Raw genomic sequence first — 24,998 nt, 5'->3', positions numbered from 1 at the left:
CTCCGCGGCCCGCCGCGCACCAGCCGCTACCCGGCGACCGCCGACTTCAGCGGAACCGAGGGGTCCGCCGCGCGGGCCGGGTCCAGCGCCGCACCGCGTTCGATCAGCTTCCGTCCCTGGGTGAGGTCGCGCGGCCGGTCCACGGTCAGCAGCGCGCTCGGCACCCCGTCGCGCAGCCAGAGCACCGCCCAGGAGCCGTCCTGCGGGCTGCCGCGCCACAGCGGCTCGTCGCCCTCGGCGTGCCGGCCCACGTACTGGACCATCCGCCCGAACTGCTCCGACCAGAAGTACGGCACCGGGTCGTACGGCGGCGCGTCCGCACCGAGGACGGCGGCGGCCGCCGCCTCGCCGGACTGCAGCGCGTGGTCCCAGTGCTGGACGGCCAGCCGGCCGCCGGCCCGGGCCGAGGGGTAGCTGACGCAGTCCCCGGCCGCGAAGACACCGGGCAGGCTGGTGCGCAGCCGCGCGTCCACCACGACGGCGCCGGTCCCGTCCAGTTCGACGCCGGAGCCGGCCAGCCACTCGGTCGCGGGCCGGGCGCCGATGCCGACCACCACCTCGTCGGCGGGCAGGTGCGAGCCGTCCGCCAGCAGCACCGCGCCGGGCTCGACGGCGGCCACGCCGACCCCGCAGCGCAGGTCGACGCCGGCCTCGGCGTACCAGGCGGCCATCGCCGAGCCGATCGCGGTCGGCAGCGCGCCGGGCAGCGGCGCCGGGCCCGCCTCGACCACGGTCACCTCGCAGCCCGCCTCGCGGGCGGCGGTGGACACCTCGGCGCCGATCCAGCCCGCGCCGACCAGCACCAGCCGCAGGCCGGGGCGCAGCAGCGCGCGCAGCGCCAGCGCGTCGTCCAGGGTGTGCAGCAGGTGGGCCCGCTCGGCGCCGGGCAGGGCGCGCGGGACGGCGCCGGTGGCGATCACCAGCGAGCCGTACGGGAGGTCGCCGTCGTCGGTGTGCAGCACGCCGGGGGTGAGGCCGGTGGCCCGGCGGCCGGTGCGGACCTCGATGCCGAGGTTCGCGTAGTCGATGTCCAGGGTGGTGCTGTCGCTCTTGCCGAGCAGCACGTCCTTGGAGAGCGGTGGCCGGTCGTACGGCGCGTGCGGCTCCTCGCCGACCAGCGTGATCCGCCCCCGCCAACCGCCCTGCCGCAGCTTCAGGGCGCACTGCGCCCCGGCCAGCCCGGCCCCGACGACGACCACCTGATCCGTCCCGCTCAGCTCTGCCACGCCCGTCACTGTACTCAGCGCGACGCCACCGCTTCCGGGCCGTCCACCCTTCGTTCAGGCGCGGCCTCGCGCCGAGCGGCCCCCTTCCGCCTCCCCCTGTCCACCCTTCGTCCGGCCCTTCGGCCGGGCCGGGCCCCGGCGTTATGGTGGGGACACCATCACGGGAGCCCGGCGAACCGGGCTGAGAGGCGGGCTGGCACGGCCTGCGACCGTCCGAACCTGATCCGGGTCATACCGGCGAAGGGAGAAGAGCAGCTTTGACACGCATGCCATCAGGCGCCCCACCCGACGTCCTGGTGATCGGCGGGGGCATCATCGGCCTCGCCGTCGCCTGGCGGGCGGCGCAGCGAGGGCTGCGGACCGTCGTGGTCGACCCCACCCCCGGCGGCGGGGCGGGCAAGGTCGCGGCCGGGATGCTCGCCCCGGTCACCGAGCTCCAGTACGGCGAGGAGCCGCTGCTGCGCCTCGGCATGGCCTCCAACGAGCGGTACGCGGACTTCGTCGCCGAACTCACGGAGGCGAGCGGCGGCCAGGACACCGGCTACCGCCAGTGCGGCACGATCGCCGTCGCGCTGGACTCCGACGACCGCGAGGAACTGCGCGAACTGCACGCCTTCCACCGGCGGCTGGGCCTGGACTCGACCTGGCTGACCGGCCGGGAGGCCCGCAGGCTGGAGCCGATGCTCGCCCCCGGGGTGCGCGGCGGCCTGCACGTCGCGGACGACCACCAGGTGGACGGCCGGCGGATGCTCACCGCGCTGCTGTCGGCCGGGGAGCGCGCGGGCGTCGTCGTCCGGGCCGCCGAGGCGGTTGAGCTGCTGGTCGAGGGCGGCCGCGCGGTCGGCGCCCGCCTGAGCACGCACGAGACCGTGACCGCCGACCAGGTCGTGCTCGCCGCCGGCCCGCACAGCCACCGGCTGGCCGGTCTGCCCGAGGGCGTGCTGCCCGCGATCCGCCCGGTGAAGGGGCAGGTGCTGCGCCTACGGGTCCCCGACGCCTACCGGCCGTTCCTCTCCCGCAACGTCCGCGCCGTGGTGCGCGGCCGGCACATCTACCTGGTGCCGCGGGAGAACGGCGAGCTGGTGATCGGCGCGACCACCGAGGAGCAGGGCTACGACACCACGGTCACCGCCGGCGGGGTGTACGAACTCCTGCGCGACGCGCACGAGTTGGTCCCGGGTCTCACCGAACTCCCGCTCGCGGAGACCTCGGCCGGTCTGCGCCCGGGCTCGCCCGACAACGCGCCGCTGCTCGGCCCGACGTCACTGCCCGGGCTGGTCGCCGCCACCGGCCACTACCGCAACGGCGTGCTGCTCACCCCGGTGACCGCCGACCTGCTCTCCGAGTACCTGGCCACCGGCGAACTCCCCGAACTGGCGCAGCCGTTCACCCCCACCCGGTTCTCCCCCGCCCCCGCTCGCCCCACCACGAAGGCCCTGGCATGACCGAGATCGCACCGAACGAAACCGGCCCGAACGAGACCGCACCGAACGAAACCGGTCCGGACGAGATCGCACTGACCGTCAACGGCAAGCCCCGCGAGGTGCCGGCCGCGACGACCCTCGCCGAGGTGGTGGCCACCGTCAGCCGGGCCAACTCCGGCGTCGCCGCCGCCCTCAACGAGGCCGTGGTGCCCCGCAGTTCGTGGTCCGAGACGCCGCTGACCGCGGGCGACCGGGTCGAGATCCTCACCGCCGTGCAGGGAGGCTGAGATGGCCGACGACCTGCTGACCATCGCCGGGACGAGCTTCTCCTCCCGGCTGATCATGGGCACCGGCGGCGCGCCGAGCCTGGAGGTGCTGGAGCGCGCGCTGCTCGCCTCCGGCACCGAGCTGACCACCGTCGCGATGCGCCGGGTCGACGCGGGCACCCAGGGCTCCGTCCTGGACGTGCTGACCCGCAACGGCATCCGCGTGCTGCCCAACACGGCCGGCTGCTTCACCGCCGGCGAGGCCGTGCTGACCGCCCGGCTGGCCCGCGAGGCGCTCGGCACCGACTGGGTGAAGCTGGAGGTGATCGCCGACGAGCGAACCCTCCTGCCGGACCCGATCGAGCTGCTGGACGCCGCCGAGACCCTGGTCGACGACGGCTTCACGGTGCTGCCGTACACCAACGACGACCCGGTGCTGGCCCGCAAGCTGGAGGACGTCGGCTGCGCCGCGATCATGCCGCTGGGCTCGCCGATCGGCTCCGGTCTCGGCATCCGCAACCCGCACAACTTCCAGTTGATCGTGGAGAGTGCGGGCGTCCCGGTGATCCTGGATGCGGGCGCCGGCACCGCCTCCGACGTCGCGCTGGCGATGGAGCTGGGCTGCGCCGCGGTGATGCTGGCCTCCGCGGTGACCCGGGCTCAGGACCCGGTGCTGATGGCCGAGGCGATGCGGCACGGCGCCGAGGCGGGCCGGCTCGCCCACCGGGCGGGGCGCATCCCGCGCCGCTTCCACGCCGAGGCCTCCTCCGCGATGGCCGGCCGGGCCGACCTGGACACCCGGGAGCGGCCTGCCTTCTGAAGCACCGGCGTGTCACAAGCCGGGCACAGCCGGGCCCCGGGGCGGCGTCCTCCGGGTCCGGCCGCCCGGCCCGGCACTAGACTCGCCGGGTGGACATGGCACTGCACGACCCGCTGATCGGCGCCCTGCTCGACAACCGGTACCGGGTCGAGCAGCGCATCGCGACCGGCGGGATGTCCACCGTCTACAAGGGCACCGACACCCGGCTCGACCGGGTGGTCGCCCTCAAGGTGATGCACCCCGCGCTGGCCGGGGACGAGGCCTTCACCACCCGCTTCATCCGCGAGGCCAAGGCGGTCGCCAAGCTCACCCACCCCAATGTGGTCAACGTCTTCGACCAGGGCGCGGACGGCGGAAACGTTTTCCTCGCCATGGAGTACGTGCCCGGCCGCACCCTGCGCGACCTGCTGCGCGACCGCGGCGCGCTCTCCGTTCGGGCCGCGCTGGACGTCCTGGAGCCGGTGCTCGCCGCCCTCGGCGCCGCCCACCGGGCCGGGCTCGTCCACCGCGACGTCAAGCCGGAGAACGTGCTGATCACCGAGAGCGGCCTGGTCAAGGTCGCCGACTTCGGCCTGGTCCGGGTGCTCGGCGCCGCCGACGGCGCGCCCACCTCGACCAGCACCGCCACCGGCGGCACGGTCCTGGGCACCGTCTCCTACCTGGCCCCCGAGCAGATCCTCCCGGACGCCCCCACCGACCAGCGGGTCGACGTCTACGCGGCCGGCATCCTGCTCTACGAGATGCTCACCGGCCGCCGCCCGCACACCGGCGACAACCCCGTCCAGGTCATGTACAAGCACCTGCACGAGAACGTCCCCGCCCCCTCCCTGGTCGCCCCGGCGGTCGGCCCGGAGCTGGACGCCATAGTGGCCGGCGCCTGCGCCCGGGTCGCCGACGCCCGCCCGTACGACGCGGTCGAGCTGCTCGCCGCGCTCCAGCGGCTCCGCCGCACCCTCACCCCGGCCGAGCTGGACGCCGAGCCGCCGGCCTCCACCCGGCCGAGCCCGCGCTACCCGACCAGCGAGCCGACCTCGGTGATCCAGCCGCTGCCGCGGCCCGCCGACGCCCCGCCGCCGGAGCGCACCAGCGTGCTGGACGTGCCGCCGGAGCTGATGGACCAGCTGCTCACCGAGCCGCGCCCGTACGACGAGCCGGCCCCGGCGCGCGAGCGCCGGCCCGGCCTGCTGCGCCGGATCCCCCGCAAGGCGCTGATCTGGGCCTCCGTGCTGACCGCGCTGGTGCTGGCGGTCGGCGGTGCCACCTACGGACTGTCCGAGGGGCTGTACGGCTCGGTGCCCGGGGTGCTCGGCAAGGACCGGGCCGAGGCGCAGCGGATCCTGGACAAGGAGGGTCTGCACGGCAAGTTCGTCGAGGCGTTCAGCGAGTCCGTCCCGTCCGGACAGGTGATCTCCACCGACCCCGGGGTGGGCGCGCGCACCCGCCGGAGCGACAGCATCACCGTCACCGTCTCCAAGGGGCCCAAGCGGGTCGCGGTGCCGGACCTCGTCGGCAAGAGCGCCGCCGACGCCGCCGCGGCCCTGGCCGGCGCCCAGCTGTCCAAGGGCAGCGTGACCGAGACGTACGACGACAACGTCCCGGAGGGCTCGGTGATCAGCAGCTCGCCGGCGGCCGGGCAGCAGCTGCAGGAGAACGCCGCGGTCTCGTTGGTGGTCAGCAAGGGCATGGTGCCGGTCCCGAACGTCACCGGGATGACCAAGGACGAGGCACAGAAGGCGCTGCAGGCAGCGGGCTTCACGATGCAGACCACCGGCTGGGACGTGTTCGGCGCGGTCAAGGTGAACGGCCAGTCCCCGGCGGCCGGGGAGCGGCGGCCGCAGCACAGTGCGGTGACGGTCCGCTTCTCGCTCTTCTAGGCACCCCTGCCCCGGCCGTTGCGGCCGTTGCGGCCGGGCTCAGCGCAGCGGGCCCTCGCCCGGCTCCTCCTGGTAGGAGTAGCGCTGCTCGCCCCAGGGGTCGGCGAGGTTGTGGTAGCCGCGTTCCTCCCAGAAGCCTCGCCGGTCGGCCCGCATGTACTCCACCGCGCGGACCCACTTGGGGCCCTTCCAGGCGTAGAGCTGCGGCACCACGAGCCGGACCGGGAAGCCGTGCTCGGCGGTCAGCGCCTCGCCGTTGCGGTGGGTGGCGAGCAGGGTGCGCGGGTCGGCGAAGTCGGCGAGCCGCAGGTTGGCGCTGTAGCCGTACTCGGCCCAGACCATCACATGGGTGACGCCGGGCGCCGGGGGCACCAGGTCGAGCACGGCGGCGGCCGACACGCCCGTCCACTCGTTGCCGAGCACGGAGAACTTGGTCACGCAGTGCAGGTCCGCGACGACGGTGGTACGCGGCAGGGCGTTGAAGCCCTCGAAGTCCCAGCTGTGCTTCTCCGCCGAGGCGGTGGCGCCGAACACCTGGAGGTCCCAGGTCAGCGGCTTGAAGCGGGGTACCGGCCCGTAGTGCAGGGCGGGCCAGCCGCGCTGTTCGCGCTGGCCCGGGGGGAGCCTCGGGTCAGACGGCGGCAGCGGTTCGTGTTTGGACTGACCCATGGATCCATGGTGACAGACGGCGGACGTACGCCGACGCGCGCCCCTTGGCGCGGATTCACGCCCCGCCCGGACGGGCCAACCGTCGATCGCCCACCGGCCGACTCCGGCCAAATCGGATATTCCGACACATGTCCTAGTGAGTGTGAACTTACTGGAATTACTTCCCATTACGGTGCCAGGATGCCCAGCGCAGGACTTACTCCAGGACGAGCGCAGGAGGCACCGCCATGCAGGGCGATCCCGAGGTCATCGAGTTCCTCAACGAACAGCTCACCGCCGAGCTGACCGCGATCAACCAGTACTTCCTGCACGCCAAGATGCAGGAGAACTTCGGCTGGACGAAGCTCGCCAAGTACACCCGGCACGAGTCCTTCGACGAGATGAAGCACGCCGAGACGCTCACCGACCGGATCCTGTTCCTGGAGGGGCTGCCCAACTACCAGCGGCTGTTCCACGTCCGGATCGGCCAGACGGTCAAGGAGATGTTCGAGGCCGACCGGCAGATCGAGGTCGAGGCGATCGACCGGCTCAAGCGCGGGATCGTGGTGATGCGGGCCAAGAACGACGTCACCTCGGCGAACATCTTCGAGGACATCCTGGCCGACGAGGAGCACCACATCGACTACCTCGACACCCAGCTGGAGCTCCTGGAGAAGCTCGGCGAGGCGCTCTACATCGCCCAGCTCATCGAGCAGCCGGAGTCCTGAGGCCCTCAGGTGCCGGGCCTCAGGCGCCGGGCCTCAGACGCCAGGCTTGGACCCCGGGGATCCGGCCTCAGGCGACGCGCAGCGTGACCACCGGGGCGATCGGACCCGCGGCAAGCCTCGCCGGAGCAACGGCGGCGGCCGGCACAGCGGCAGCCGGCATGGCGTCGGGCGCGGGCTGCGGCTCCGATTCGGCGAGGCCGAGCTTCGCGGCCAGCCGAGCGGTCGGGCAGGGCCGGGCGCCGTGCTCGCCGAGCAGCGCCTGGATCCGGCGCACGCAGGACCCGCAGTCGGTGCCGGCCTTGCAGCCCTTCGCTATCTGGCGGGGGGTGTTGGCACCCCCGTCGATTGCCTTCTTCACCTGGTCCTCGGTGACCGCATGGCACATGCACACGAACATCGCGGTCTCTCCCGGGGTGAAGTACGGAGTGGATCTTGACTAAGGCTTGCCTTAGTTCACTAAGCCTCACCTTACCCGGCGATCCGGGTACGAAAAAGCCCCTCCGGGCTCGGGAATCCCGAATCCGGAGGGGCTTACGTCACATCCGGCACCGCCGGGGGCCGGCAGTGCCCGGGGCTCACTGCCCCCGGTACATCTCCGCCACCAGGAACGCCAGGTCCAGCGACTGGCTGCGGTTGAGCCGCGGGTCGCAGGCCGTCTCGTAGCGCTGGTGCAGGTCGTCCACCATGACCTCGTCGCCGCCGCCGACGCACTCGGTGACGTCGTCGCCGGTCAGCTCCACGTGGATGCCGCCCGGGTGGGTGCCGAGCGCGCGGTGCACCTCGAAGAAGCCCTTGACCTCGTCCAGGACGTCGTCGAAGCGGCGGGTCTTGTGGCCGCTGGAGGCCTCGAAGGTGTTGCCGTGCATCGGGTCGCAGATCCACACCGGCTTGGCGCCGGAGGCGGTGACCTTCTCCACCAGGGCGGGCAGGTGCTCGCGGATCTTGCCCGCGCCCATCCGGGTGATGAAGGTCAGGCGGCCGGGCTCGCGCTCCGGGTCCAGCTTCTCGATCAGGGCGAGCGCCTCGTCCACGGAGGTGGTCGGGCCGAGCTTGACGCCGATCGGGTTGCGGATCTTCGAGGCGAACTCGATGTGCGCCTGGTCCAGCTGCCGGGTGCGCTCACCGATCCACACCATGTGGCCGGAGACGTCGTACAGCTCGCCGGTGCGCGAGTCCACGCGGGTCAGCGCGGTCTCGTAGTCGAGGATCAGCGCCTCGTGCGAGGAGAAGAACTCGACCGTCTTGAACTCCTCCGGCGCGACACCGCAGGCGTTCATGAACGCCAGGGCGTTGTCGATCTCCCGGGCGAGCTGCTCGTAGCGCTGGCCGGCCGGCGAGTTGCGGACGAAGTCCTGGTTCCAGGCGTGCACCTGGCGCAGGTCGGCGTAGCCACCGGTGGTGAACGCGCGCACCAGGTTGAGCGTCGCGGCGGACGCGTTGTACATCCGCTTCAGGCGCTCCGGGTCCGGGTTGCGGGACTCGGGGGTGAACTCGAAGCCGTTCACCGAGTCGCCCCGGTAGACCGGCAGGGTCACACCGTTGCGGGTCTCGGTCGACTTGGAACGCGGCTTGGAGTACTGGCCCGCGATCCGGCCGACCTTCACCACCGGCACCGAGGCCGCGTACGTCAGCACGGCGGCCATCTGCAGCAGGGTCTTCAGCTTGTTGCGGATGTGCTCCGCCGAGACACCGTCGAAGGCCTCGGCGCAGTCACCACCCTGGAGGAGGAAGGCCTCCCCGCGCGCCACGGCTCCGAGCCGGGCGCGCAGCTGGTCGCACTCGCCGGCGAAGACGAGCGGCGGATACGAGGCGAGCTCGGCAAGGGTCTTGCGCAGAGCCTCTTGGTCCGGCCATTCAGGCTGCTGCGCCGCGGGCAGGGACTGCCAGGAGTGGGCAGCCCTCGATGTCTCAGTCGTAGCGGTCACACCGCCAAGGCTACGGGGTGACCCGAGCGATTCGTGACCATTGCCCGAGGGGTGAGACACATCTCGGACAAAGGAGTGACCTCGCTCACCCGTCCTGCCGGATCCGCTACGCTCGAGCCATGCACGCGCCCCACAACCACTCCTGGTGGTGGGCCTCCCCCAAGGGTGGCCCACCGATCGCGCGTTCCTAGACGAACACGACGGCCGCCCCTCGGGGCGGCCGTCGGCGTCTGAGCTGACGGCCCTCCGGGAGCGGAATCCAGCACCGCCCTCGCCCTCCACCCGGAAGGAAGCCGCACCGTGACCACCATCACCGACCTGCTCACCCGTCTCACCGCCCCCGGCGCCCCCGCCTTCGCCCTGCTGCACCGCCGCACCCCCCGACTCGCCCCGGACACCGTCGAGGTGCTGCTGGGCAGCGTCGACAGCTACGAGCGCCTCGCCGACCTCCCGGTGCGCAGCGGTGCCCCGGCCGGCGGCACCCCGGTGCACGACCTGCTCGCGCTCGTCCCGTACCGGCAGATCCGCGAGCGCGGCTTCGAGGCGCACGACGACGGCACCCCGCTGCAGGCCCTCACGGTGGCTGAGCAGCACGTTCTACCGTTGGCCGAATTCACTTCCGCCCTACCGCAGTTGCCGGTCTCGCTTGCCGGTGGCGCGTTCGACGTGGACGACGATTCGTACGCCTCGATCGTCCGCCGGGTGGTCGAGGAGGAGATCGGCAACGGCGAGGGCGCCAACTTCGTGATCCGGCGCGACTTCCACGCCACGCTGGAGGACTTCAGCCCCGCGCTCGCGCTGACGCTGTTCCGGCGGCTGCTGGAGCAGGAGCGCGGCGCCTACTGGACCTTCCTGGTGCACACCGGTGACCGGGTCCTGGTCGGCGCCTCCCCCGAGGTGCACGTCCGGCAGAGCGGCGGCACCGTCGTGATGAACCCGATCTCCGGCACCTACCGCTATCCGGCAGGCGGCTCCGACCTCGATTCGCTGCTCCAATTCCTGCACGACCCCAAGGAGTTGGAGGAGCTCACCATGGTCGTGGACGAGGAGCTGAAGATGATGTGCACGGTCGGCGACCTCGGCGGCCAGGTGCTCGGGCCCCGGCTCAAGGAGATGGCCCACCTCGCCCACACCGAGTACGAGCTGCGCGGGCGCACCTCGCTGGACGTCCGCGACGTGCTCCGCGAGACGATGTTCGCCGCCACCGTCACCGGCAGCCCGGTCGAGAACGCCACCCGGGTCATCAACCGCTACGAGCCCACCGGGCGCGGCTACTACTCCGGCGCGCTCGCCCTGATCGGACGCTCCGCCAGCGGCGGGCAGCTGCTGGACTCGCCGATCTGCATCCGCACCGCCGACATCGACCCGGCCACCGGACGGCTGGTCGTCCGGGTCGGCGCCACCCTGGTGCGCCACTCCGTCCCGGAGTCCGAGGTCGCCGAGACCCACGCCAAGGCCGCCGGGGTGCTCACCGCGATCGGTGCCCGGCCCGCGCCCGCCCGGCTGCCCCACCCCACCGGCCCCCGGCTCGCCGACAACCACCGGGTGCAGGCCGCGCTGGACGCCCGCCGGGCCGGCCTCGCGCCGTTCTGGCTGCGGATGCAGACCCCGGCCCGGATCACCGAGGCCGAGCCGACGCTGGTCGTCGACGGCGAGGACACCTTCACCTCGATGCTCTCCCACCTGCTCGGCTCGCTCGGCCACCGGGTGACGGTCGTGCGCTACGACGAGCCCGGGCTGCGCGCGCTGGTCGCGGCGCACCGCGGCCCGCTGGTGCTCGGCCCCGGCCCCGGCGACCCGGCCGTCGCCGACGACCCCAAGATGGCCGTGCTGCGGCCGATCGTCGCGGACGCCCTGGCCGCCGCGCGGTCCGGTGCCCGGACCGCGCCGCTGCTCGCGGTCTGCCTCAGCCACCAGTTGCTCTCAGCCGAACTCGGGCTGGCGCTGGGCCGCAAGGCCGTCCCGTACCAGGGCGCGCAGGAGAGCATCGACCTGTTCGGCAGCAAGCGGACGGTCGGCTTCTACAACACCTTCACCGCGCGCTGCTCGGAGGCCGACGCGGCCCGGCTCGCCGCCGCGGGCGTCGAGGTCGCCCGGGACGCCGCCACCGGCGACGTCCACGCCCTGCGCGGGCCCGGCTTCGCCGGCCTCCAGTTCCACCCCGAGTCGGTGCTCACCCGCGAGGGCGTGGACATCGTGGCGGGCCTGCTGCGCGAGGCTGCGGCCGTACCGCGCTGAGGGGTCGAGGACGTGAGGAGTTGACGGGCCCCGGGCGGACGCACCGCCCGGGGCCCGTCAGATCTCGTCGTCCAGGCCCTGCTCGATCGCGTACCGGACCAGCTCCACCCGGTTGTGCAACTGCAGCTTCCCGAGGGTGTTCTGCACGTGGTTCTGCACCGTGCGGTGCGACAGCACCAGCCGGTCGGCGATCTGGCGGTACGACAGGCCCTTGGCCACCAGCCGCAGCACCTCGGTCTCCCGGGTGGTGAGCTGCGGGGCGGCCGGCGCCGACGCCGGGGCCGGCTCGGCGGCCAGCCGGCGGAACTCGCCGAGCACCAGGCCGGCCAGGCCCGGGGTGAACACCGCGTCACCGACGGCCGTACGGCGCACCGCGTCCAGCAGCTCCTCCCGCCCGGCCGACTTCACCAGGTACCCGGTCGCACCGGACTTCACCGCCTCCAGCACGTCCTGGTGCTCCCCGCTGGCCGACAGCACCAGCACCCGCACCGCCGGGTCGTGCGCGACCACCTGGCGGCACACCTCGGCACCGGGCAGCCCGGGCAGGTTGAGGTCCAGCACGACGACCTGCGGCGAGCAGGCGCGGGCGCGGCGGACGGCCTCCTCGCCGTCGCCCGCCGTGGCCACCACGTCCAGCCCGGACTCGGCGAGGTCACGCGAGACGGCGTCGCGCCACATCGGGTGGTCGTCCACCACCATCACCCGCACCGGCCGGTCGGTGGTCGGCTGATCGGTCATCAAGCACCCTTCCTCGGGACACGCAGTTCGACCTCGACGCCCTCCCCGGGCGCCGAGTACAGCTCGGCCGTGCCGCCGAGGTCCAGCAGCCGGCCCCGGATGGACTGGGAGACACCGAGCCGCCCGGCCCGCTCCGCCTCGCCGAGCCGGCCTGGGGCGTAACCGGGGCCGTCGTCGCGGATGCTGACCGTGACCGCCTCCGGCTCGTCCTCGACCAGGATCCAGGCCCGGGCCTCCTCCCCGGCGTGCCGGCGGACGTTGTCCACGGCCGCGCCGACCGCCGCGGCGAGCTCGCCCGCCGCCGGGGCGGGCAGCAGCACCGGGGTGCCGGGGGCGGAGAACGTGATCCGCTCGTCGGCGTACGGGCGCAGCAGCGCGGTGAGGTCGCGCGGCTGGGCGGCGTCGGGCTGCGGCAGGCGCTGGGCCGGGATCGGGCCGCCGGTCATCAGCGTCCGCAGCGCGCGCTCCTGCTCGCCGGCCAGGCGGCCCAGCTCGGCGAAGTCCGTGCCGCAGGTGCCGCCGTCCGGCACCGCGGCCAGCTCCGCGCCGCGCCGCTGGACCAGCGCCAGCACCTGCAGCACGCCGTCGTGGATGTCCCGGGAGAGCCGCTCCCGCTCCCGGGTGGCCGCCTCGACCTGGAGCGCCCGGGTGAGCGTGGCCTCACTGCCCCGGGCCAGCTCGATCACGTAGCCGATCGCGCACCCGGCGACCATCAGCAGCACGATGTTGTGGATGTTGTCGCCGGTCGGCCCGCCGTGGCCGAGGATGTTGGCGACGCCGATCACCGAGCCCGCGGCCGCCGCCGGGCGCCAGCCGCCCTTCGCGGCGCAGCCGAGCACGGTACCGGCGGCCCAGATGGTGGGCAGGGTGGGCGCGCCGTGGCTGATCCGGGCCGGGGCGTCGGTCAGTCCGCTCATCACGATGCCGGTGACGGCGAGCGTGAGGTCGACGCCCAGGACGTACCAGGTGCAGCGCTGCGGGTTGGCGAACGCCCGGGTGGTGGCGAGGGTCCAGAGGGTGAGCGCGCCGAGGAAGATCCAGCCGGCGACGGGGTGCAGGAAGTGCAGGTACGAGTTGAAGTACCGCAGCAACGCGTAGATCAGGGCCAGCACCCGGAAGTAGGAGATGGCCCTCCACAACGGGAGTTCGACGGACATGCCGCCGGCCGCCACCGTACCGCCCACCGCGCCGGCTCTGCCGCCGTCCGTCATCCGCCCCTCCCCCCGGGCCCGGCCGGGCCGTCAGGCCGACCCGGTCTCCTTGTCCGTCTCGGCCGCCTTCTCGGCTTCGGCCGCCTTCTCCGCCTCGGCTGCCTTCTCGGCCTCGGCTGCCTCCGCCTTCTCCGCCTTGGCCGCCGCGCGACGCTCGGCGTCGGCCTTCTTCTTGTCGTCGGAGATCTGCCGCTTGGCGGCGGTCGCGTAGATGTCCACGTACTCCTGGCCGGAGAGCCGCATGATCTCGTACATCACCTCGTCCGTCACCGAACGGAGGATGAAGCGGTCGTTCTCCATGCCGTGGTAGCGGGAGAAGTCCAGCGGGCGGCCGATCCGGATGCCCGGGCGGATGCCGAAGTTCGGGACCACCTGGCCGGGCGGCTGCACCTTCTCGGTGTCGATCATGGCGACCGGGATCACCGGGGCGCCGGTGGCCAGCGCCACCCGGGCCAGGCCGCCGACCTTGCCGCGGTACAGCTTGCCGTCGGGCGAGCGGGTGCCCTCGGGGTAGACGCCGAACAGCTCGCCGCGCTCCAGCACGGCGATGGCGCTGCGGATCGCGGCCTCGCCGGCGCCGCGCGCGCCCGAGCGGTCCACCGGCAGCTGGCCGACGCCCTTGAAGAACGCGGCGGTCAGCCGGCCCTTGAGGCCCGGGGTGTTGAAGTACTCGGCCTTCGCGATGAAGGTCACCCGGCGCTTGATCAGCGCGGGGAAGAAGAACGAGTCCGAGAAGGACAGGTGGTTGCTCGCGATGATCGCCGCACCCTCGGTGGGGATGTTCTCCTCACCTTCGATCCACGGCCGGAAGAAGATCCGAAGCAGTGGCGCGACGATCATCTTCATCAGTCGGTAGAACAACCGGGGCCTCCTGTTATGCGGACCGGTCGATCCTAATGCCCCGCGGCCGTCCGCTGTGCCCGGCCCCGCCGAAGGGGGTGTACGACCCCGCGCGGAGCGTGGGACGATGCGGATTCCTGCAGCTTCCCCCTCCAGCGTCCCCTCCCCCAGCGCCACCCGCCCGCGAAGGAGTCCGCCATGCCGTTGCTGCCCGGTGCAGAACCGTACCGCCACCGTGGCGGACCGGTGGGAGTGCTGCTCTGCCACGGTTTCACCGGGTCGCCGCAGTCGCTGCGACCGTGGGCCGAGGACCTGGCCGCAGCCGGGTACACCGTCTCGCTGCCGCTGCTGCCCGGGCACGGCACCCGCTGGCAGGACATGCAGCTCACCCGCTGGGAGGACTGGTACGCCGCGGTCGAACGCGAGCTGCTGACGCTCGCCGACGAGTGCGAACAGGTCTTCGTCTGCGCGCTGTCGATGGGCGGCGCGCTGGCGCTGCGGCTCGCCGCGCTGCACGGCCCGACGGTGTCCGGGCTGGTGCTGGTCAACCCGTCGGTGCGCTCGGACACCCCCGCGAGTGTGCTGCTTCCGGTGCTGCGCCACCTCGTCCCGAGCACGCCCGGCATCGCGAACGACATCGCCAAGGCCGGCGCGACCGAGCTCGGCTACGACCGGACGCCACTGCACGCCGCCTGGTCGCTGAGCCGGCTGTGGCGGGAGGTCCAGCACCGCCTTCCCGAGGTGACCCAGCCGGTGCTGCTCTTCCACAGCCCGCAGGACCACGTCGTCTCTCCGGCCAACTCGGAACTGGTGCTGGCCCGGATATCCTCGACCGATGTGACGGAGCGGCTGTGCCAACGCAGCTTCCACGTCGCGACGCTGGACCACGACGCGGCGGAAATATTCGCGGCCAGCCAGGACTTCATCCGACAGCTGGCCCCCGCGCACGCGGCGGGCGCAACCCGGGTCGAATCCGACGATCACCATGGCTGAAGGGCCGGAAGTGCACGAGAGCAGCACGGCGGGCGGCGGGGACGAAGCTCCCCGCGAGGACGGCGCGACGAAGAACAGCGGAGCGAACGACGGCGGGGCGCAGGACGGCGGGGCGAACGACGGCGCGGCGAACGACGGCGCGGCGAACGACGCCGCCCCGGGCGGTGCGCCGACGGACCGCACCGGCGTGGACGGCGCCGTGACGCCCGCACCCACACCCGCACCCGCGAAGGACGCCGCCGCCAAGGGCTCCGCCGAGGACGCCGCCGCACCGGCGGCCCCCGCCGGTCCCCGGCCGCGCCGCGCGCCCGAGCGCAGCCAGGCCGAGCAGGACGAGATCTTCGCCGCCCTGGTCGCCCAGTTCGACGACCCCGTCGACCTCAACAACCCCGACTGGCCCGAGGTCGAGAACCTCCGGGCGCAGAACGAGCTCAAGGGCGGCTACAAGAACGGCAGCGGCCGCGACGACCAGGACGACCTGTCCGACCTCGCCCCGCAGCCCCGCCCCCGCTCCGGCCGGCCGGTGCTACCGGCCGCCGGTCCGAGCCCGCGCGACTACGAGCTGGCCGAGGAGAGCGACGAGGACCACTACGTCCCGCCGGAGCCCCCGCCGCTGCCCGCCGCCGACGTGACCGCCAAGTTCGCCTGGCTCGCCGTGCTCGGCGGCCCCGCCCTGCTGCTGGTCGACGCCATGGTCTGGCGGGAGATCTCCGGCTGGCCCGCCTGGGTCGGGATCACCGCCTTCCTCGGCGGCTTCGTCACCCTGGTGGCCCGGATGCGGGACCGCGACGAGGACGAGCCGGAGGACCCGGACCACGGCGCCGTGGTCTAGCCCGCCTTGCTCTCGGGGAGTTCGAGCACCGCGAGCACCGGCAGGTGGTCGGTCGCGGCCCGCAGGTCGGCCTCGGTGACGCCGGGCAGTCCGTGCGGCACCCCGCAGCCGAGGACGGTGATCCCGGGGGTGGCGAAGACGGCGTCGATCCGCTGGTAGGGGCGCTCCGGGACGGACGTGAACTCGCCGCCCCAGGGCGCGGTCGGGTATCCGTCCTGCAGTCGGGAGGCCAGCAGCTGCCAGCCCGGCCCGTCCGGGTGCTCGTTGAAGTCCCCTGCCACGACGCCGTGTTCGGCGATCGCGAGCTGGTCGAGCAGCAGCTCGAACTGCCCGTACCGCTCCTCGGGTTCCAGGCTCAGGTGGCAGCTGGTGAGGGTGAACGGCGCCGCGCCGGGCAGCCGCAGCAGCGCGGTGGCGAAGCCCCGGGCGTGCAGGCCGCGGGTCTTGGGCAGCAGCCGGTCGTGCACGCCCAGCACCTCCACCGCGCCGGGCCGCCCGAGCAGCAGCGGGCCGGCCGCGGTGCGGCCGCCGCCGGCCAGGACGACCGTCCCGGTGTGCCGGGCCAGCCACCCGGCCTGGCCCTCGGGGCGCCAGTAGCGCGGTGACTCCTGGACGCAGACCAGGTCGGGCGCGCAGGCCCGGATCACCCGGGCCAGTGCGCGCCGGTCGTCCCGCAGTGAGCGGATGTTGTAGCTGAGCAGGCGCAGCCGGCGCGGGCCGGCCGGCGGCAACGGTTCGACGGCCGCGGCACCCACCGCACTCGTGGCGCTCGCGCCGGTCCCGGTCGCTCCGGTCGCGCTCGCCTGGGTCGCGCTCCTTCGGGTCGCCCTCGCGGCGGTCATGGCCCTCCCCTGTACGTCGTCACCGGGTGCGTCGTCGCTGGGTCCGACCGTACGCGGCGGCGCCGGGACGTGCGACGGCGGCGGCGCGTCCGGGATCGGTCGGGGCCCGGTCGCACCGCCGCCGGCGGGCTGGGAGGGAGGGGTGGGGCGGTTACGGGACGCGGGCGAGGTCGGCCGCGCCGACGATGCCGGCGGCGGAGCCCATCGAGGCCAGCACGACCTCGGCGCGCGGGCGGTGCACGCCGCCGGTCAGGTAGTACTCGAAGGCCTTGGCGACCGGGTCGAGCAGCAGGCGGCCGGAGTCGGAGACGCCTCCGCCGAGCACGAAGACGCCCGGGTCGAAGAGTGCGGCGAGGTCGGCCATGCCGCGGCCCAGCCAGTCGGCCAGCTCGGCGTAGCACTCCAGGGCGAGCGGGTCGCCCGCCTCGGCCGCCTCGGTGATGTGGATGCCGCGGATGGTCTCGGCGACGCCGTCGTTGAGCTCCAGCATGCGCCGGCCGCGCACCGGGTCGGCCGCAGCCTTCTCCCGGCCGTAGCGGCGCAGCGCCCGCCCGGAGCCGTACTGCTCCCAGCAGCCCTTGCCGCCGCAGCCGCACTGCAGGCCGTCCGGCACCATGTTGAGGTGGCCGATCTCGCCGGCCACGCCGAAGCGGCCGCGGTGCAGCCGGCCGTCGAGGACGATGCCGCCGCCGATGCCGGTGCCGACGGTGATCAGCACCATGTCCTGGTGGTCGGCGGCCGCGCCGAAGCGGAACTCGGCCCAGGCGGCGCAGTTGGCGTCGTTCTCGACCACCGCGGACAGCCCGGTGAGCTCTTCGATCCGGCCGCGCAGCGGCTCGTTCTCCCAGTCGATGTTGGGCGCGAAGATCACCGTGGAGCGGTTGCTGTCGACGAAGCCGGGGGCGCCGACGCCGACGGCGGTGACGTCGGGGTGCTGCTCCTTGAGCTCGCGCACGGCCTGCGCGATGGCGTCGACCGCCCACTGCGGGTCGGCCGGGGTGGGCACCCTGGTCCGGGCCAGGATCTCGCCCGCCTCGTCGACCACGCCTGCTGCGATCTTGGTCCCGCCGACATCGACGCCGATGGTCAGAGCCATGTGTCCCTCAGCTATTCACTCGTTCCCGCTGGACGGAACGGTACCGCCCAACCCAGTCCCCGTACACAGCCTCGCATACATTATCCGAAGACAATCCTGGGACAGCCGGGCCGCAATGCTTCAAAAGTCTTATCGAATTTCCTTCTTCGTGACGCACGAGAGCGCCGTGATCACCCTCCGAAACCTACGGTTTCACTGCTTGGCGGACGGTTCGTCAGGCCCGTCGAGGTCGATCTTCTCGGCGGCCGCACTCTGCCCGGCGGTCCAGCGGTGCTCGTGCCCGGCCACGGCGGCACGGTAGGCGGCCAGCAGCTCGGCGCCCGCGGCGGCCAGCCCGGAGCCGGCGGCGGCGAGGTGGGTGTACACCTCAGGCTGCTGGGTGCGCAGGCGGTCGGCCAGGCCGGAGAGGGTGATCAGGGTGGTGGCGCTGGTCTCCTGGGCCTTCTCGCCGAACGCGGTGGCGAACCGGCGCACCTCGTCCACCAGCGGGCCGAGCTCCGGCCCGAACGGGTGGGCCTGCTCGCCCGCCCCGCCGTGATCGCCCGCCTCGGCATGGTCCCCGACGGGCTCGGTGCGGTCGTCGGTGCTGGTCATCGCGGGCGCCTCCTCAGCCGTGGCCGCACCCCGCGGCCCTCCGGCCCGACGCTACCGGACCGACCGCGGCACCCGTCCTCAAACGCCGGCCCGGGAAAGGGGCGGGCGGCCCGTCAGCCCTTCGGCCAGAGCGAAGGGTCGGGTGCGAACCGCACCGAGAGCACCCCGTCCAGCAGCCCGGCCCCGGCCACCGTGCAGCGGCGCAGCGCGGAGGGCAGGGCGAGCACCCGGCGGTGGGCGCCGAGGCCGACCACCAGGTCGTCGCCCCGGCGGACCAGGTCCAGCTCGGCCCGGTCGGCACCGGGCAGGTCGAGGTGCCAGATCAGCAGGCCGTCCGCGGCGAGCCGGTCCTCGACCGTCCAGGGCGCCGGGTCGAGCCGCTCGGGCCCGGGGCCGTCCCCGTACAGGCGGTCGGCGACGGCCTCCAGGGTGGCCTCGGCCAGGCCGGTGACCAGGACCGGGGCGTCGGTGTCGGCGGCGAGGGCGGCCAGCTCCTCCTGCCGTCGGCGGGCCAGCGCGGCCAGCCACGGGTCGGGCGAGGCGACGGCGGCCTCGGGCAGTGCGCCGTGCAGGACCACGGCGTCCGGCCGGTGCCCGTACAGCGCGAGCCCGGCCCGGATCCGGCGCAGTTCCTCGTACGGGTGGCCGTCGGCCGGGACGACCAGGCGGACGCTGGTGCCGGGGTCGGTGAGCGCGGCGCGGGACTCGGCGAGCGCCGCGGCGGCCTTGCCGCGCCCCTCGTACAGCCAGTCGGCGGGCATCGGGACCCCGGCCAGTCCGGCCAGCAGCGGACGCAGCGCCCGGGCGGCCTGGCGCTGCTCGGGGACGAGCCGGTCCAGGTAGCGCGCCAGCTGCTCGGGCAGGGCGAGGGTGGCGATCAGCTCGGCGGGCGGCGGGGCGAGCACGACCAGGACGTCCTGGTCGGCGGCGGGCAGGGCGCGCAGCAGGGCGAGCCGGGCGATGCCGGGGAGGGCGGTGAGCTCCTCGGGGTCGAGCTGTTCGGCGCCGAGGAGGTCGAGGGCGGGCTTGAGCCGGCCGGTGAGCTCGCCGACGGCGTAGCGGAAGGCAGCCTGCTCGTCGATCCTGGAGACGGTCAGGCCCGGTGCGTAGCCGAGCGGTTCGGGCTCCAGCCGGGTGCCGAGGACGGCGTCCAGCGTGCGGTGCGGGTCGTCGGCCGCCAGCAGCCAGGTGCGGTGGCCGCGCCGGGCGGCGTGCAGGGCGGTGGCGGCGGCCACCGCGGGCGCGCCCGCGTCGCCGCTGACCAGGATGGTGCGTGTCGCCGTCATGCCGTCGGCCCCGTTCCGCTCGTCAGCCCTCGACGCGCTTCTTCAGTCCGGCCAGCGCACGGTCGATGATGACCTTCTCGGCCTTGCGCTTGATCATGCCGAGCATCGGGATCTTGACGTCCACCGCGAGCTGGTAGGTCACCTCGGTACGGCCGCCGGCCAGCGGGGCGAGGGTGTACGAGCCGTCCAGCGAGCGGAGCATCTGGCTGCGGACGAGGGTCCAGCTGACCTCGCGGTCGCCGTCCCAGGTGTAGGCGAGGACGTGCTCGTCGCGGATGGCGCCGGCGTCGAGCAGCAGGCGGACCTGGGCGGCGCGGCCGGCCTCGCCGGTCTCCAGGACCTCGACCTCCTGGACCTCGCCGGTCCAGGCCGGGTAGGCGGCGAAGTCGGCGATCACGGCCATGACCGTGGCCGGGGTCGCGTCGATGGTGATGCTCGACCTGGTGTGCTCCGCCATGGAATGGCCCTCCGCGTCGTCCCTCTGCCTGCCGGTCCGTCCGGGGCGCGCTCGGCCCGGTCCGCCCGGAGCAGGCTATCGCGACCGGGGATCCGGTCGGCGGCGCGGGCGGTGTCCTGCGGGCGGCCGCGGGTCGGCGGGCGCCGGGCCTCGGGTGGGCTACCGGTCGGTCACCGTGGGGCTGCCGTAGGGTGCCATTCGAACGACCCGGTCACGGCCTGGTCGGACCCGGCCGGGTGTGACACTTCGAACACCGGGGCCGACCCCCCTGGTCGAAGCTGCCTACCGGGCAGTAACGTCCTGCCGTCCCGCAGCGTCGCGAACGAGGAGCAGTCTTGCTCGACTTCAGCCTTCCGGCCCTCTACCAGGTACCGAGCGGCGGTAACCTCTCCGACCTCGTGCACCAGAACGCCGAGCGGCACCCGGACGTCGTGGTCCTCAGCCGCAAGGTGGACGGCCAGTGGCAGGAGTTGACCGCTGCCCAGTTCCTGGTCGAGGTGCACGCCGCCGCGAAGGGCCTGATCGCCACCGGCATCCGCCCCGGCGACCGCGTGGCCATCATGTCCCGGACCCGGTACGAGTGGACGCTGCTGGACTTCGCGATCTGGTCGGCCGGCGCCATCACCGTGCCGGTGTACGAGACCTCCTCCCCCGAGCAGGTGGAGTGGATCCTCGGCGACTCCGGCGCGGTCGCCGTGCTCACCGAGACCGACCAGCACCGCAAGGTGGTCGAGGAGGTCCGCGGCCGTCTCCCGGAGCTGAAGCACACCTGGCAGATCGAGCAGGGCGCGATCGCCGCGCTGGCCGAGGCCGGCCGCGAGGTCTCCGACGAGACCGTCGCCGAGCACCGCTCGACCGCCGACTCCGACTCGATCGCGACCATCGTCTACACCTCGGGCACCACCGGCCGCCCGAAGGGCTGTCAGCTGACGCACGGCAACTTCCTCGCCGAGTGCGGCAACATCGTCGAGCGCCTGGCCCCGCTGTTCCGCACCGGCGAGAGCTCCGTCCTGCTCTTCCTGCCGCTGGCCCACGTGCTCGGCCGGATCGCCGAGATCGCCCCGGCGATGGCCCCGATCAACCTCGGCCACGTCTCCGACATCAAGGACGTCACCGCCGAGCTGGCCGCGTTCAAGCCGACCCTGATCCTGGGCGTGCCCAGAGTCTTCGAGAAGGTCTACAACACCGCGCGTGCCAAGGCCCAGGCCGACGGCAAGGGCAAGATCTTCGACAAGGCCGCCGAGACCGCGATCGCCTACAGCCGGGCGCTGGACGCGGGCGGCGCGGGCCTGGTCCTGCGGATCAAGCACGCGGTCTTCGACAAGCTGGTCTACAGCAAGCTGCGCGCCGCGCTCGGCGGCCGCGCCACCCACGCCATCTCCGGCGGCGCCCCGCTCGGCGAGCGCCTGGGCCACTTCTACCGGGGCATCGGCTTCACCGTCCTGGAGGGCTACGGCCTGACGGAGACCTGCGCGGCCACCGCCTTCAACCCGTGGGACAAGCCGAAGATCGGTACGGTCGGCCAGCCGGTGCCCGGCGCCTCGGTCCGGATCGCCGAGGACGGCGAGGTCTTCTTCAAGGGCCCGCACGTCTTCACCGGCTACTGGAACAACCCGCAGGCCACCGCCGACACGCTCAGGGACGGCTGGATGGCCACCGGCGACATCGGCTCGCTGGACTCCGAGGGCTACCTGACCATCACCGGCCGCAAGAAGGAGATCATCGTCACCGCCGGCGGCAAGAACGTCGCCCCGGCCGTGATCGAGGACCGGATCCGCGCCCACGCCCTGGTCGGCGAGGTCATGGTGGTCGGCGACCGCAAGCCCTTCATCGCCTGCCTGATCACCCTCGACCCGGACTTCTTCCCCAAGTGGAAGGAGCTCAACGGCAAGCCCGCCGCCGCCACCGTCGCCGACCTCGCCGAGGACCCGGACCTGCTGGCCGCCCTGCAGTCCGCGGTGGACGACGGCAACGCGGCCGTCTCGCACGCCGAGGCGGTCAAGAAGTTCCGCCTGCTGGACACCGAGTTCTCCGAGGAGAGCGGCCACCTGACGCCCTCGCTGAAGCTCAAGCGCAACCTCGTCCTGAAGGACCACGCGGCCGACATCGAGGCGCTCTACCAGAAGTGACCGCCGACGGGTAACCACCCTGAAGCAGACGCGGGGCCCGTCTCCCGGAAGGAGACGGGCCCCGCGTCGTGCGAAGACAGGCCCTACACCGCCAGCAGCGAGGTCAGCCGCCCGGCCAGCAGGTCCCAGCGCCACGAGCGCTCCACCCACCGCCGCCCGGCCTCGCCCATCCGCCGCCGCAGCTCCTCGTCGCGCAGCAGCCGCACGATCCGCTCGGCCGCCGCCGGGGCCGAGCCGCCGGGCACCACGTACCCGGTCTCGCCCTCCAGCACCGCGTCCGGCGCGCCCCCGGAGTCCCCCGCGACCACCGGCAGGCCGGTCGCCGAGGCCTCCAGGTAGACGATGCCCAGGCCCTCGACGTCCAGCCCCCCGCGCCGGGTCCGACACGGCATCGCGAAGACGTCACCGGCCCCGTAGTGGGCGGGCAGCTCCTCCCAGGGCACCGAGCCGGTGAACCGCACCGAGTCCCGTACGCCCGTGGCGTCCGCCAGCTTCTCCAGGTCCGCCCGGTACGGGCCGCCGCCGACGATCAGCAGCACCGCGTCCGGCACGTCGGCCAGGATCTGCGGCATCGCCTCGATCAGGGTGTCCTGCCCCTTGCGCGGCACCAGCCGGGAGACGCAGACCACCACCGGCCGGTCCGCCAGCCCGAGCCGACGGCGGACCTCGGCGCCCCCGGAGCCCGGGTGGAAGGTCGTCTCGTCCACGCCCGGCGGCAGCTGCACCATCCGGGCCGCGGCCTGCGGCCCGACCGCGGCGGCGATCCGGGAGCGGGTGTACTCGCCCAGGTAGGTCAGCACGTCGGTGCCCGCGCCGATCCGGCGCAGCAGCTGCCGGGAGCCCGGCAGCTGGGCCCAGGCGGCCTCGTGCCCGTGGGTCATGCCGAGCAGCCGCCCGGCCCCGGCCCGGCGCAGGGTGGGCGCCATCAGGCCGAGCGGGGCGGCGGCGCCGAACCAGACCGAGTCGCATTTCTCGGCGCGCAGGATCTCGGCGGCCCGCCGGGTGACCCTGGGTGTGGGAACCATCACCTTCGTCCGGTCCCGGATCACCGGGAACGGCTGCTCGGCGTCGAAGCGCCGCACCTCGCTGCCGTCGCGCCAGGTCGAGGCGTACACCACGATGCTTCCCGCGGGCTGACGGACGGCCATGTTGTGGACAAAGGCCTGGATACCCCCCGGACGGGGCGGGAAGTCATTGGTGACGATCAAGGTTCTGTGCATCAGGCCACGGCTCGCTCGGTCGGGGGGTGCTCGGTGTACCGCTGGGTGATCCGTACGATAGGTCAACACCATGACCCGCCGGGAACGGAACCGCGCACGGCAACCGTTTGACCCCCGGGTCAGTCCTAGTACCTAGGCCGCTGTGCACCACGGCCCGGGCGTCCGTCAGTACGACGCCTCCGGTGAGGACGTCCGAGACGAACGAGGGAGCGCAGTGGAATTGGCCCCGGCCACCGAGCCCGGTTCTTCGCGCGGCCGGCTCGGCCGCCCGCTCGGGGCGCTCGCCGCACTCGGCGCGACCTGGCTGGCCACCCGCACCGTACTGGTGCTGCTGATCACCGGCGTGCTGAAGTCGCCCGGCGGCGATGTCACCGCCGACGTGTGGATGATCTACCACGCCTGGTACGGCGTGCTGCAGACCGGCACCTTCCCGTTCGACGACGTGACCTGGCAGTACCCGCCGGGCGCCGCCCTGGTGATCCTGCTGCCGGGTCTGCTGCCCTGGTCGTACCTGGTCTCGTTCTGGGTGGTCTGCGGGATCGCCGACGCCGCCGCGGCCGCGCTGCTGGTGCGGACCGGCCTGCGCCGGGGCCGGGCGCTGACCGGCGCCTGGATGTGGGTGGTGGGCGTTCCGCTGCTCGGCCCGATGATCTACAACCGCTTCGACATGATCGTCACCGCGGTCGCCCTGGCCGGCCTGCTGGCGCTGATCCGCCGTCCGGCGGTCGGCGGGCTGCTGCTGGGGCTAGGCGGCATCGTCAAGGTCTGGCCGCTGCTCGGCCTGATCGGCACCCCCTCCGGTCGCAGGACCCGCCGTTCCTGGACGCTGGCGGGGGCCACCGCCGTCTCGATCGGCTTCCTGCTCGCGGCCGGCATGAACGGCGCCTTCGACTTCCTGGCCTTCCAGAAGGACCGCGGCATCGAGGTCGAGTCGGTCGGCGCGCTGCCGCTGCACTTCGCCCGGATCGCCGGGGGCTGGGACGGCAAGGTCACCATGAACTACGGCTCCCCCGAGATGCTCGGACCGTGGGTCAGCGTGATCAGCAAGGTGATGATGGCCGGCACCGTGCTGGGGTTCCTCTGGCTGCTGCTGTGGCGCTTCACCTCCAAGCGCCGCAACGCGGCCACCATGTACGACGCGGCGCTGTGCGCGCTGCTGATCTTCGTGGTGACCAGCCGGGTGATCAGCCCGCAGTACCTGGTCTGGCTGATCGGCGTCGCGGCGGTCTGCCTGACCGTACGCGGCACCAGCCAGCGGCCCGTGGCGCTGCTGATCCTGATCGCCTGCCCGCTGACGCTGGTCGAGTTCCCGACGATGTTCACCCAGGTCCTGGCCAGCGACCCCGGCGCGATCACCGTGCTGGCCGCGCGCAACCTGCTGCTGCTGTCCGCCGCCGTGCTCTCCTGCGTCCGGCTCTGGCGCTCCACCCGCGGCGGGGCGCCGCTGCCCGCGACCGTGGTGCTGGACCGCGAGCCCGCCGCGCTGCCCGGCTCGGGCTACCCGGTGCGCCCGGGCATCGCGTACGAGCAGGACCTGCTGGACGGCATCGACCACCCGGGGACGCCGGCCGAGCAGCGGCGCTGAGCAGCGGCGCCGCTGCTCGGCACCGA

At 73.5% G+C, this 24,998-nt stretch carries 23 protein-coding genes and 1 riboswitch; of the genes, 10 read left to right on the top strand and 13 right to left on the bottom strand.

Going from position 1 to position 24,998, the window contains the following annotated elements; all coding sequences use genetic code 11:
• Positions 1 to 26 precede the first annotated feature (26 nt).
• On the bottom strand, positions 27 to 1,235 hold the full coding sequence (locus ACZ51D_RS27395) for an NAD(P)/FAD-dependent oxidoreductase (protein WP_465621474.1): 1,209 nt from the start codon (positions 1,233 to 1,235) through the stop codon (positions 27 to 29).
• A gap of 141 nt (positions 1,236 to 1,376) precedes the next feature.
• Positions 1,377 to 1,489, top strand: a riboswitch (TPP riboswitch).
• A 3-nt stretch (positions 1,490 to 1,492) separates the two neighbouring features.
• Here ACZ51D_RS27395 and thiO point away from each other — a divergent pair.
• From thiO to pknB, 4 genes are all read left to right on the top strand, one after another.
• On the top strand, positions 1,493 to 2,671 hold the full coding sequence (gene thiO, locus ACZ51D_RS27390; protein WP_465621476.1) for a glycine oxidase ThiO: 1,179 nt from the start codon (positions 1,493 to 1,495) through the stop codon (positions 2,669 to 2,671).
• 65 nt (positions 2,672 to 2,736) lie between these two features.
• Positions 2,737 to 2,937: a sulfur carrier protein ThiS gene (gene thiS, locus ACZ51D_RS27385; RefSeq protein WP_360493009.1), complete on the top strand. Its 201-nt coding sequence runs from the start codon at positions 2,737 to 2,739 to the stop codon at positions 2,935 to 2,937.
• Between the two features lies 1 nt (position 2,938).
• Positions 2,939 to 3,736 carry a thiazole synthase gene (locus tag ACZ51D_RS27380; protein ID WP_360492381.1) on the top strand — a complete coding sequence of 266 codons (798 nt, stop codon included), beginning with the start codon at positions 2,939 to 2,941 and terminating at the stop codon, positions 3,734 to 3,736.
• Between the two features lie 95 nt (positions 3,737 to 3,831).
• A complete protein-coding gene (gene pknB, locus ACZ51D_RS27375; protein ID WP_465621657.1) occupies positions 3,832 to 5,610 on the top strand; it encodes a Stk1 family PASTA domain-containing Ser/Thr kinase in 1,779 nt (592 codons plus the stop codon).
• Positions 5,611 to 5,649: 39 nt separating this feature from the next.
• On the opposite strand, the gene ACZ51D_RS27370 is transcribed toward pknB, so the two are convergent.
• Positions 5,650 to 6,279 carry a sulfite oxidase-like oxidoreductase gene (locus tag ACZ51D_RS27370; RefSeq protein WP_360492384.1) on the bottom strand — a complete coding sequence of 210 codons (630 nt, stop codon included), beginning with the start codon at positions 6,277 to 6,279 and terminating at the stop codon, positions 5,650 to 5,652.
• Positions 6,280 to 6,506: 227 nt separating this feature from the next.
• Between ACZ51D_RS27370 and bfr the strand changes: the two genes are divergently transcribed.
• Complete coding sequence (gene bfr / locus ACZ51D_RS27365) at positions 6,507 to 6,986, top strand: bacterioferritin (protein WP_045692153.1); 480 nt, start codon at positions 6,507 to 6,509, stop codon at positions 6,984 to 6,986.
• A gap of 67 nt (positions 6,987 to 7,053) precedes the next feature.
• Here the strand turns inward: bfr and ACZ51D_RS27360 are convergent, their stop codons facing one another.
• Both ACZ51D_RS27360 and ACZ51D_RS27355 read right to left on the bottom strand, forming a co-directional pair.
• Positions 7,054 to 7,371 carry a (2Fe-2S)-binding protein gene (locus ACZ51D_RS27360; protein ID WP_465663759.1) on the bottom strand — a complete coding sequence of 106 codons (318 nt, stop codon included), beginning with the start codon at positions 7,369 to 7,371 and terminating at the stop codon, positions 7,054 to 7,056.
• 190 nt (positions 7,372 to 7,561) lie between these two features.
• Positions 7,562 to 8,911, bottom strand: a complete 1,350-nt coding sequence (locus tag ACZ51D_RS27355) for a class II 3-deoxy-7-phosphoheptulonate synthase (RefSeq protein ID WP_465621480.1) — start codon at positions 8,909 to 8,911, stop codon at positions 7,562 to 7,564.
• Between the two features lie 300 nt (positions 8,912 to 9,211).
• On the opposite strand from ACZ51D_RS27355, the gene ACZ51D_RS27350 reads away from it, so the two are divergent.
• Positions 9,212 to 11,149 (top strand): anthranilate synthase family protein, encoded by a 1,938-nt coding sequence (locus tag ACZ51D_RS27350; RefSeq protein ID WP_465621482.1) that lies wholly within the window; start codon positions 9,212 to 9,214, stop codon positions 11,147 to 11,149.
• A 57-nt stretch (positions 11,150 to 11,206) separates the two neighbouring features.
• On the opposite strand, the gene ACZ51D_RS27345 is transcribed toward ACZ51D_RS27350, so the two are convergent.
• Genes ACZ51D_RS27345 through ACZ51D_RS27335 form a run of 3 tightly spaced genes read right to left on the bottom strand, consistent with a single transcriptional unit; the run spans position 11,207 to position 13,959 of the window.
• Positions 11,207 to 11,887 carry a response regulator transcription factor gene (locus ACZ51D_RS27345; RefSeq protein WP_360492395.1) on the bottom strand — a complete coding sequence of 227 codons (681 nt, stop codon included), beginning with the start codon at positions 11,885 to 11,887 and terminating at the stop codon, positions 11,207 to 11,209.
• The gene (macS, locus tag ACZ51D_RS27340) at positions 11,887 to 13,098 is read right to left on the bottom strand and encodes a MacS family sensor histidine kinase (RefSeq protein ID WP_465621484.1); all 1,212 of its coding nucleotides are present in this window, start codon (positions 13,096 to 13,098) and stop codon (positions 11,887 to 11,889) included. Before macS ends, ACZ51D_RS27345 begins: the two co-directional genes overlap by 1 nt.
• Before the next feature lie 30 nt (positions 13,099 to 13,128).
• Complete coding sequence (locus ACZ51D_RS27335; protein WP_360492401.1) at positions 13,129 to 13,959, bottom strand: lysophospholipid acyltransferase family protein; 831 nt, start codon at positions 13,957 to 13,959, stop codon at positions 13,129 to 13,131.
• A gap of 177 nt (positions 13,960 to 14,136) precedes the next feature.
• Here ACZ51D_RS27335 and ACZ51D_RS27330 point away from each other — a divergent pair, with 177 nt between their 5' ends.
• Together ACZ51D_RS27330 and ACZ51D_RS27325 are read left to right on the top strand one after the other, a co-directional pair.
• Positions 14,137 to 14,931, top strand: a complete 795-nt coding sequence (locus ACZ51D_RS27330; RefSeq protein ID WP_465621487.1) for an alpha/beta hydrolase — start codon at positions 14,137 to 14,139, stop codon at positions 14,929 to 14,931.
• A 10-nt stretch (positions 14,932 to 14,941) separates the two neighbouring features.
• Positions 14,942 to 15,763, top strand: coding sequence for a hypothetical protein (locus tag ACZ51D_RS27325; protein ID WP_465621489.1), 822 nt, complete (start codon positions 14,942 to 14,944; stop codon positions 15,761 to 15,763).
• Here ACZ51D_RS27325 and ACZ51D_RS27320 read toward each other — a convergent pair.
• The 5 genes from ACZ51D_RS27320 to ACZ51D_RS27300 all read right to left on the bottom strand — a co-directional run bounded on the left by ACZ51D_RS27320 (position 15,760) and on the right by ACZ51D_RS27300 (position 20,038).
• Complete coding sequence (locus ACZ51D_RS27320) at positions 15,760 to 16,605, bottom strand: endonuclease/exonuclease/phosphatase family protein (protein WP_465621491.1); 846 nt, start codon at positions 16,603 to 16,605, stop codon at positions 15,760 to 15,762. The genes ACZ51D_RS27325 and ACZ51D_RS27320 overlap by 4 nt on opposite strands.
• 151 nt (positions 16,606 to 16,756) lie before the next feature.
• Positions 16,757 to 17,701, bottom strand: a complete 945-nt coding sequence (locus ACZ51D_RS27315) for an ROK family glucokinase (RefSeq protein ID WP_360492413.1) — start codon at positions 17,699 to 17,701, stop codon at positions 16,757 to 16,759.
• 192 nt (positions 17,702 to 17,893) lie between these two features.
• Positions 17,894 to 18,295 carry a DUF5304 family protein gene (locus ACZ51D_RS27310; protein WP_360492416.1) on the bottom strand — a complete coding sequence of 134 codons (402 nt, stop codon included), beginning with the start codon at positions 18,293 to 18,295 and terminating at the stop codon, positions 17,894 to 17,896.
• A 113-nt stretch (positions 18,296 to 18,408) separates the two neighbouring features.
• Positions 18,409 to 19,581: an ArsA family ATPase gene (locus tag ACZ51D_RS27305; protein ID WP_465621494.1), complete on the bottom strand. Its 1,173-nt coding sequence runs from the start codon at positions 19,579 to 19,581 to the stop codon at positions 18,409 to 18,411.
• 22 nt (positions 19,582 to 19,603) lie between these two features.
• Positions 19,604 to 20,038 carry an SRPBCC family protein gene (locus ACZ51D_RS27300; RefSeq protein WP_465621496.1) on the bottom strand — a complete coding sequence of 145 codons (435 nt, stop codon included), beginning with the start codon at positions 20,036 to 20,038 and terminating at the stop codon, positions 19,604 to 19,606.
• A 335-nt stretch (positions 20,039 to 20,373) separates the two neighbouring features.
• Between ACZ51D_RS27300 and ACZ51D_RS27295 the strand changes: the two genes are divergently transcribed.
• Positions 20,374 to 22,167, top strand: coding sequence for an AMP-dependent synthetase/ligase (locus ACZ51D_RS27295; protein WP_465621498.1), 1,794 nt, complete (start codon positions 20,374 to 20,376; stop codon positions 22,165 to 22,167).
• A gap of 83 nt (positions 22,168 to 22,250) precedes the next feature.
• Here ACZ51D_RS27295 and ACZ51D_RS27290 read toward each other — a convergent pair whose 3' ends face one another.
• Positions 22,251 to 23,387, bottom strand: coding sequence for a glycosyltransferase family 4 protein (locus tag ACZ51D_RS27290; RefSeq protein WP_465663758.1), 1,137 nt, complete (start codon positions 23,385 to 23,387; stop codon positions 22,251 to 22,253).
• A gap of 214 nt (positions 23,388 to 23,601) precedes the next feature.
• Between ACZ51D_RS27290 and ACZ51D_RS27285 the strand changes: the two genes are divergently transcribed.
• Positions 23,602 to 24,972, top strand: a complete 1,371-nt coding sequence (locus tag ACZ51D_RS27285; RefSeq protein ID WP_465663757.1) for a glycosyltransferase 87 family protein — start codon at positions 23,602 to 23,604, stop codon at positions 24,970 to 24,972.
• Positions 24,973 to 24,998 lie beyond the last annotated feature (26 nt).

The sequence above is a fragment of the Kitasatospora sp. NPDC033851 genome (assembly GCF_055576085.1).
Note: the sequence above shows the minus strand (reverse complement) of the source record. Positions and strands in the feature narration are given on the sequence as shown.

Excerpts from the sequence above, each read along its gene's own strand:
- thiO (WP_465621476.1), top strand. The coding sequence starts at position 1,493 with ATGCCATCAGGCGCCCCACCCGACGTCCTGGTGATCGGCGGGGGCATC.
- ACZ51D_RS27380 (WP_360492381.1), top strand. The coding sequence starts at position 2,939 with ATGGCCGACGACCTGCTGACCATCGCCGGGACGAGCTTCTCCTCCCGG.
- pknB (WP_465621657.1), top strand. The coding sequence starts at position 3,832 with ATGGCACTGCACGACCCGCTGATCGGCGCCCTGCTCGACAACCGGTAC.
- ACZ51D_RS27370 (WP_360492384.1), bottom strand. The coding sequence starts at position 6,279 with ATGGGTCAGTCCAAACACGAACCGCTGCCGCCGTCTGACCCGAGGCTC.
- bfr (WP_045692153.1), top strand. The coding sequence starts at position 6,507 with ATGCAGGGCGATCCCGAGGTCATCGAGTTCCTCAACGAACAGCTCACC.
- ACZ51D_RS27360 (WP_465663759.1), bottom strand. The coding sequence starts at position 7,371 with ATGTGCCATGCGGTCACCGAGGACCAGGTGAAGAAGGCAATCGACGGG.
- ACZ51D_RS27345 (WP_360492395.1), bottom strand. The coding sequence starts at position 11,887 with ATGACCGATCAGCCGACCACCGACCGGCCGGTGCGGGTGATGGTGGTG.
- macS (WP_465621484.1), bottom strand. The coding sequence starts at position 13,098 with ATGACGGACGGCGGCAGAGCCGGCGCGGTGGGCGGTACGGTGGCGGCC.
- ACZ51D_RS27330 (WP_465621487.1), top strand. The coding sequence starts at position 14,137 with ATGCCGTTGCTGCCCGGTGCAGAACCGTACCGCCACCGTGGCGGACCG.
- ACZ51D_RS27320 (WP_465621491.1), bottom strand. The coding sequence starts at position 16,605 with ATGACCGCCGCGAGGGCGACCCGAAGGAGCGCGACCCAGGCGAGCGCG.
- ACZ51D_RS27315 (WP_360492413.1), bottom strand. The coding sequence starts at position 17,701 with ATGGCTCTGACCATCGGCGTCGATGTCGGCGGGACCAAGATCGCAGCA.
- ACZ51D_RS27310 (WP_360492416.1), bottom strand. The coding sequence starts at position 18,295 with ATGACCAGCACCGACGACCGCACCGAGCCCGTCGGGGACCATGCCGAG.
- ACZ51D_RS27305 (WP_465621494.1), bottom strand. The coding sequence starts at position 19,581 with ATGACGGCGACACGCACCATCCTGGTCAGCGGCGACGCGGGCGCGCCC.
- ACZ51D_RS27300 (WP_465621496.1), bottom strand. The coding sequence starts at position 20,038 with ATGGCGGAGCACACCAGGTCGAGCATCACCATCGACGCGACCCCGGCC.
- ACZ51D_RS27290 (WP_465663758.1), bottom strand. The coding sequence starts at position 23,387 with ATGCACAGAACCTTGATCGTCACCAATGACTTCCCGCCCCGTCCGGGG.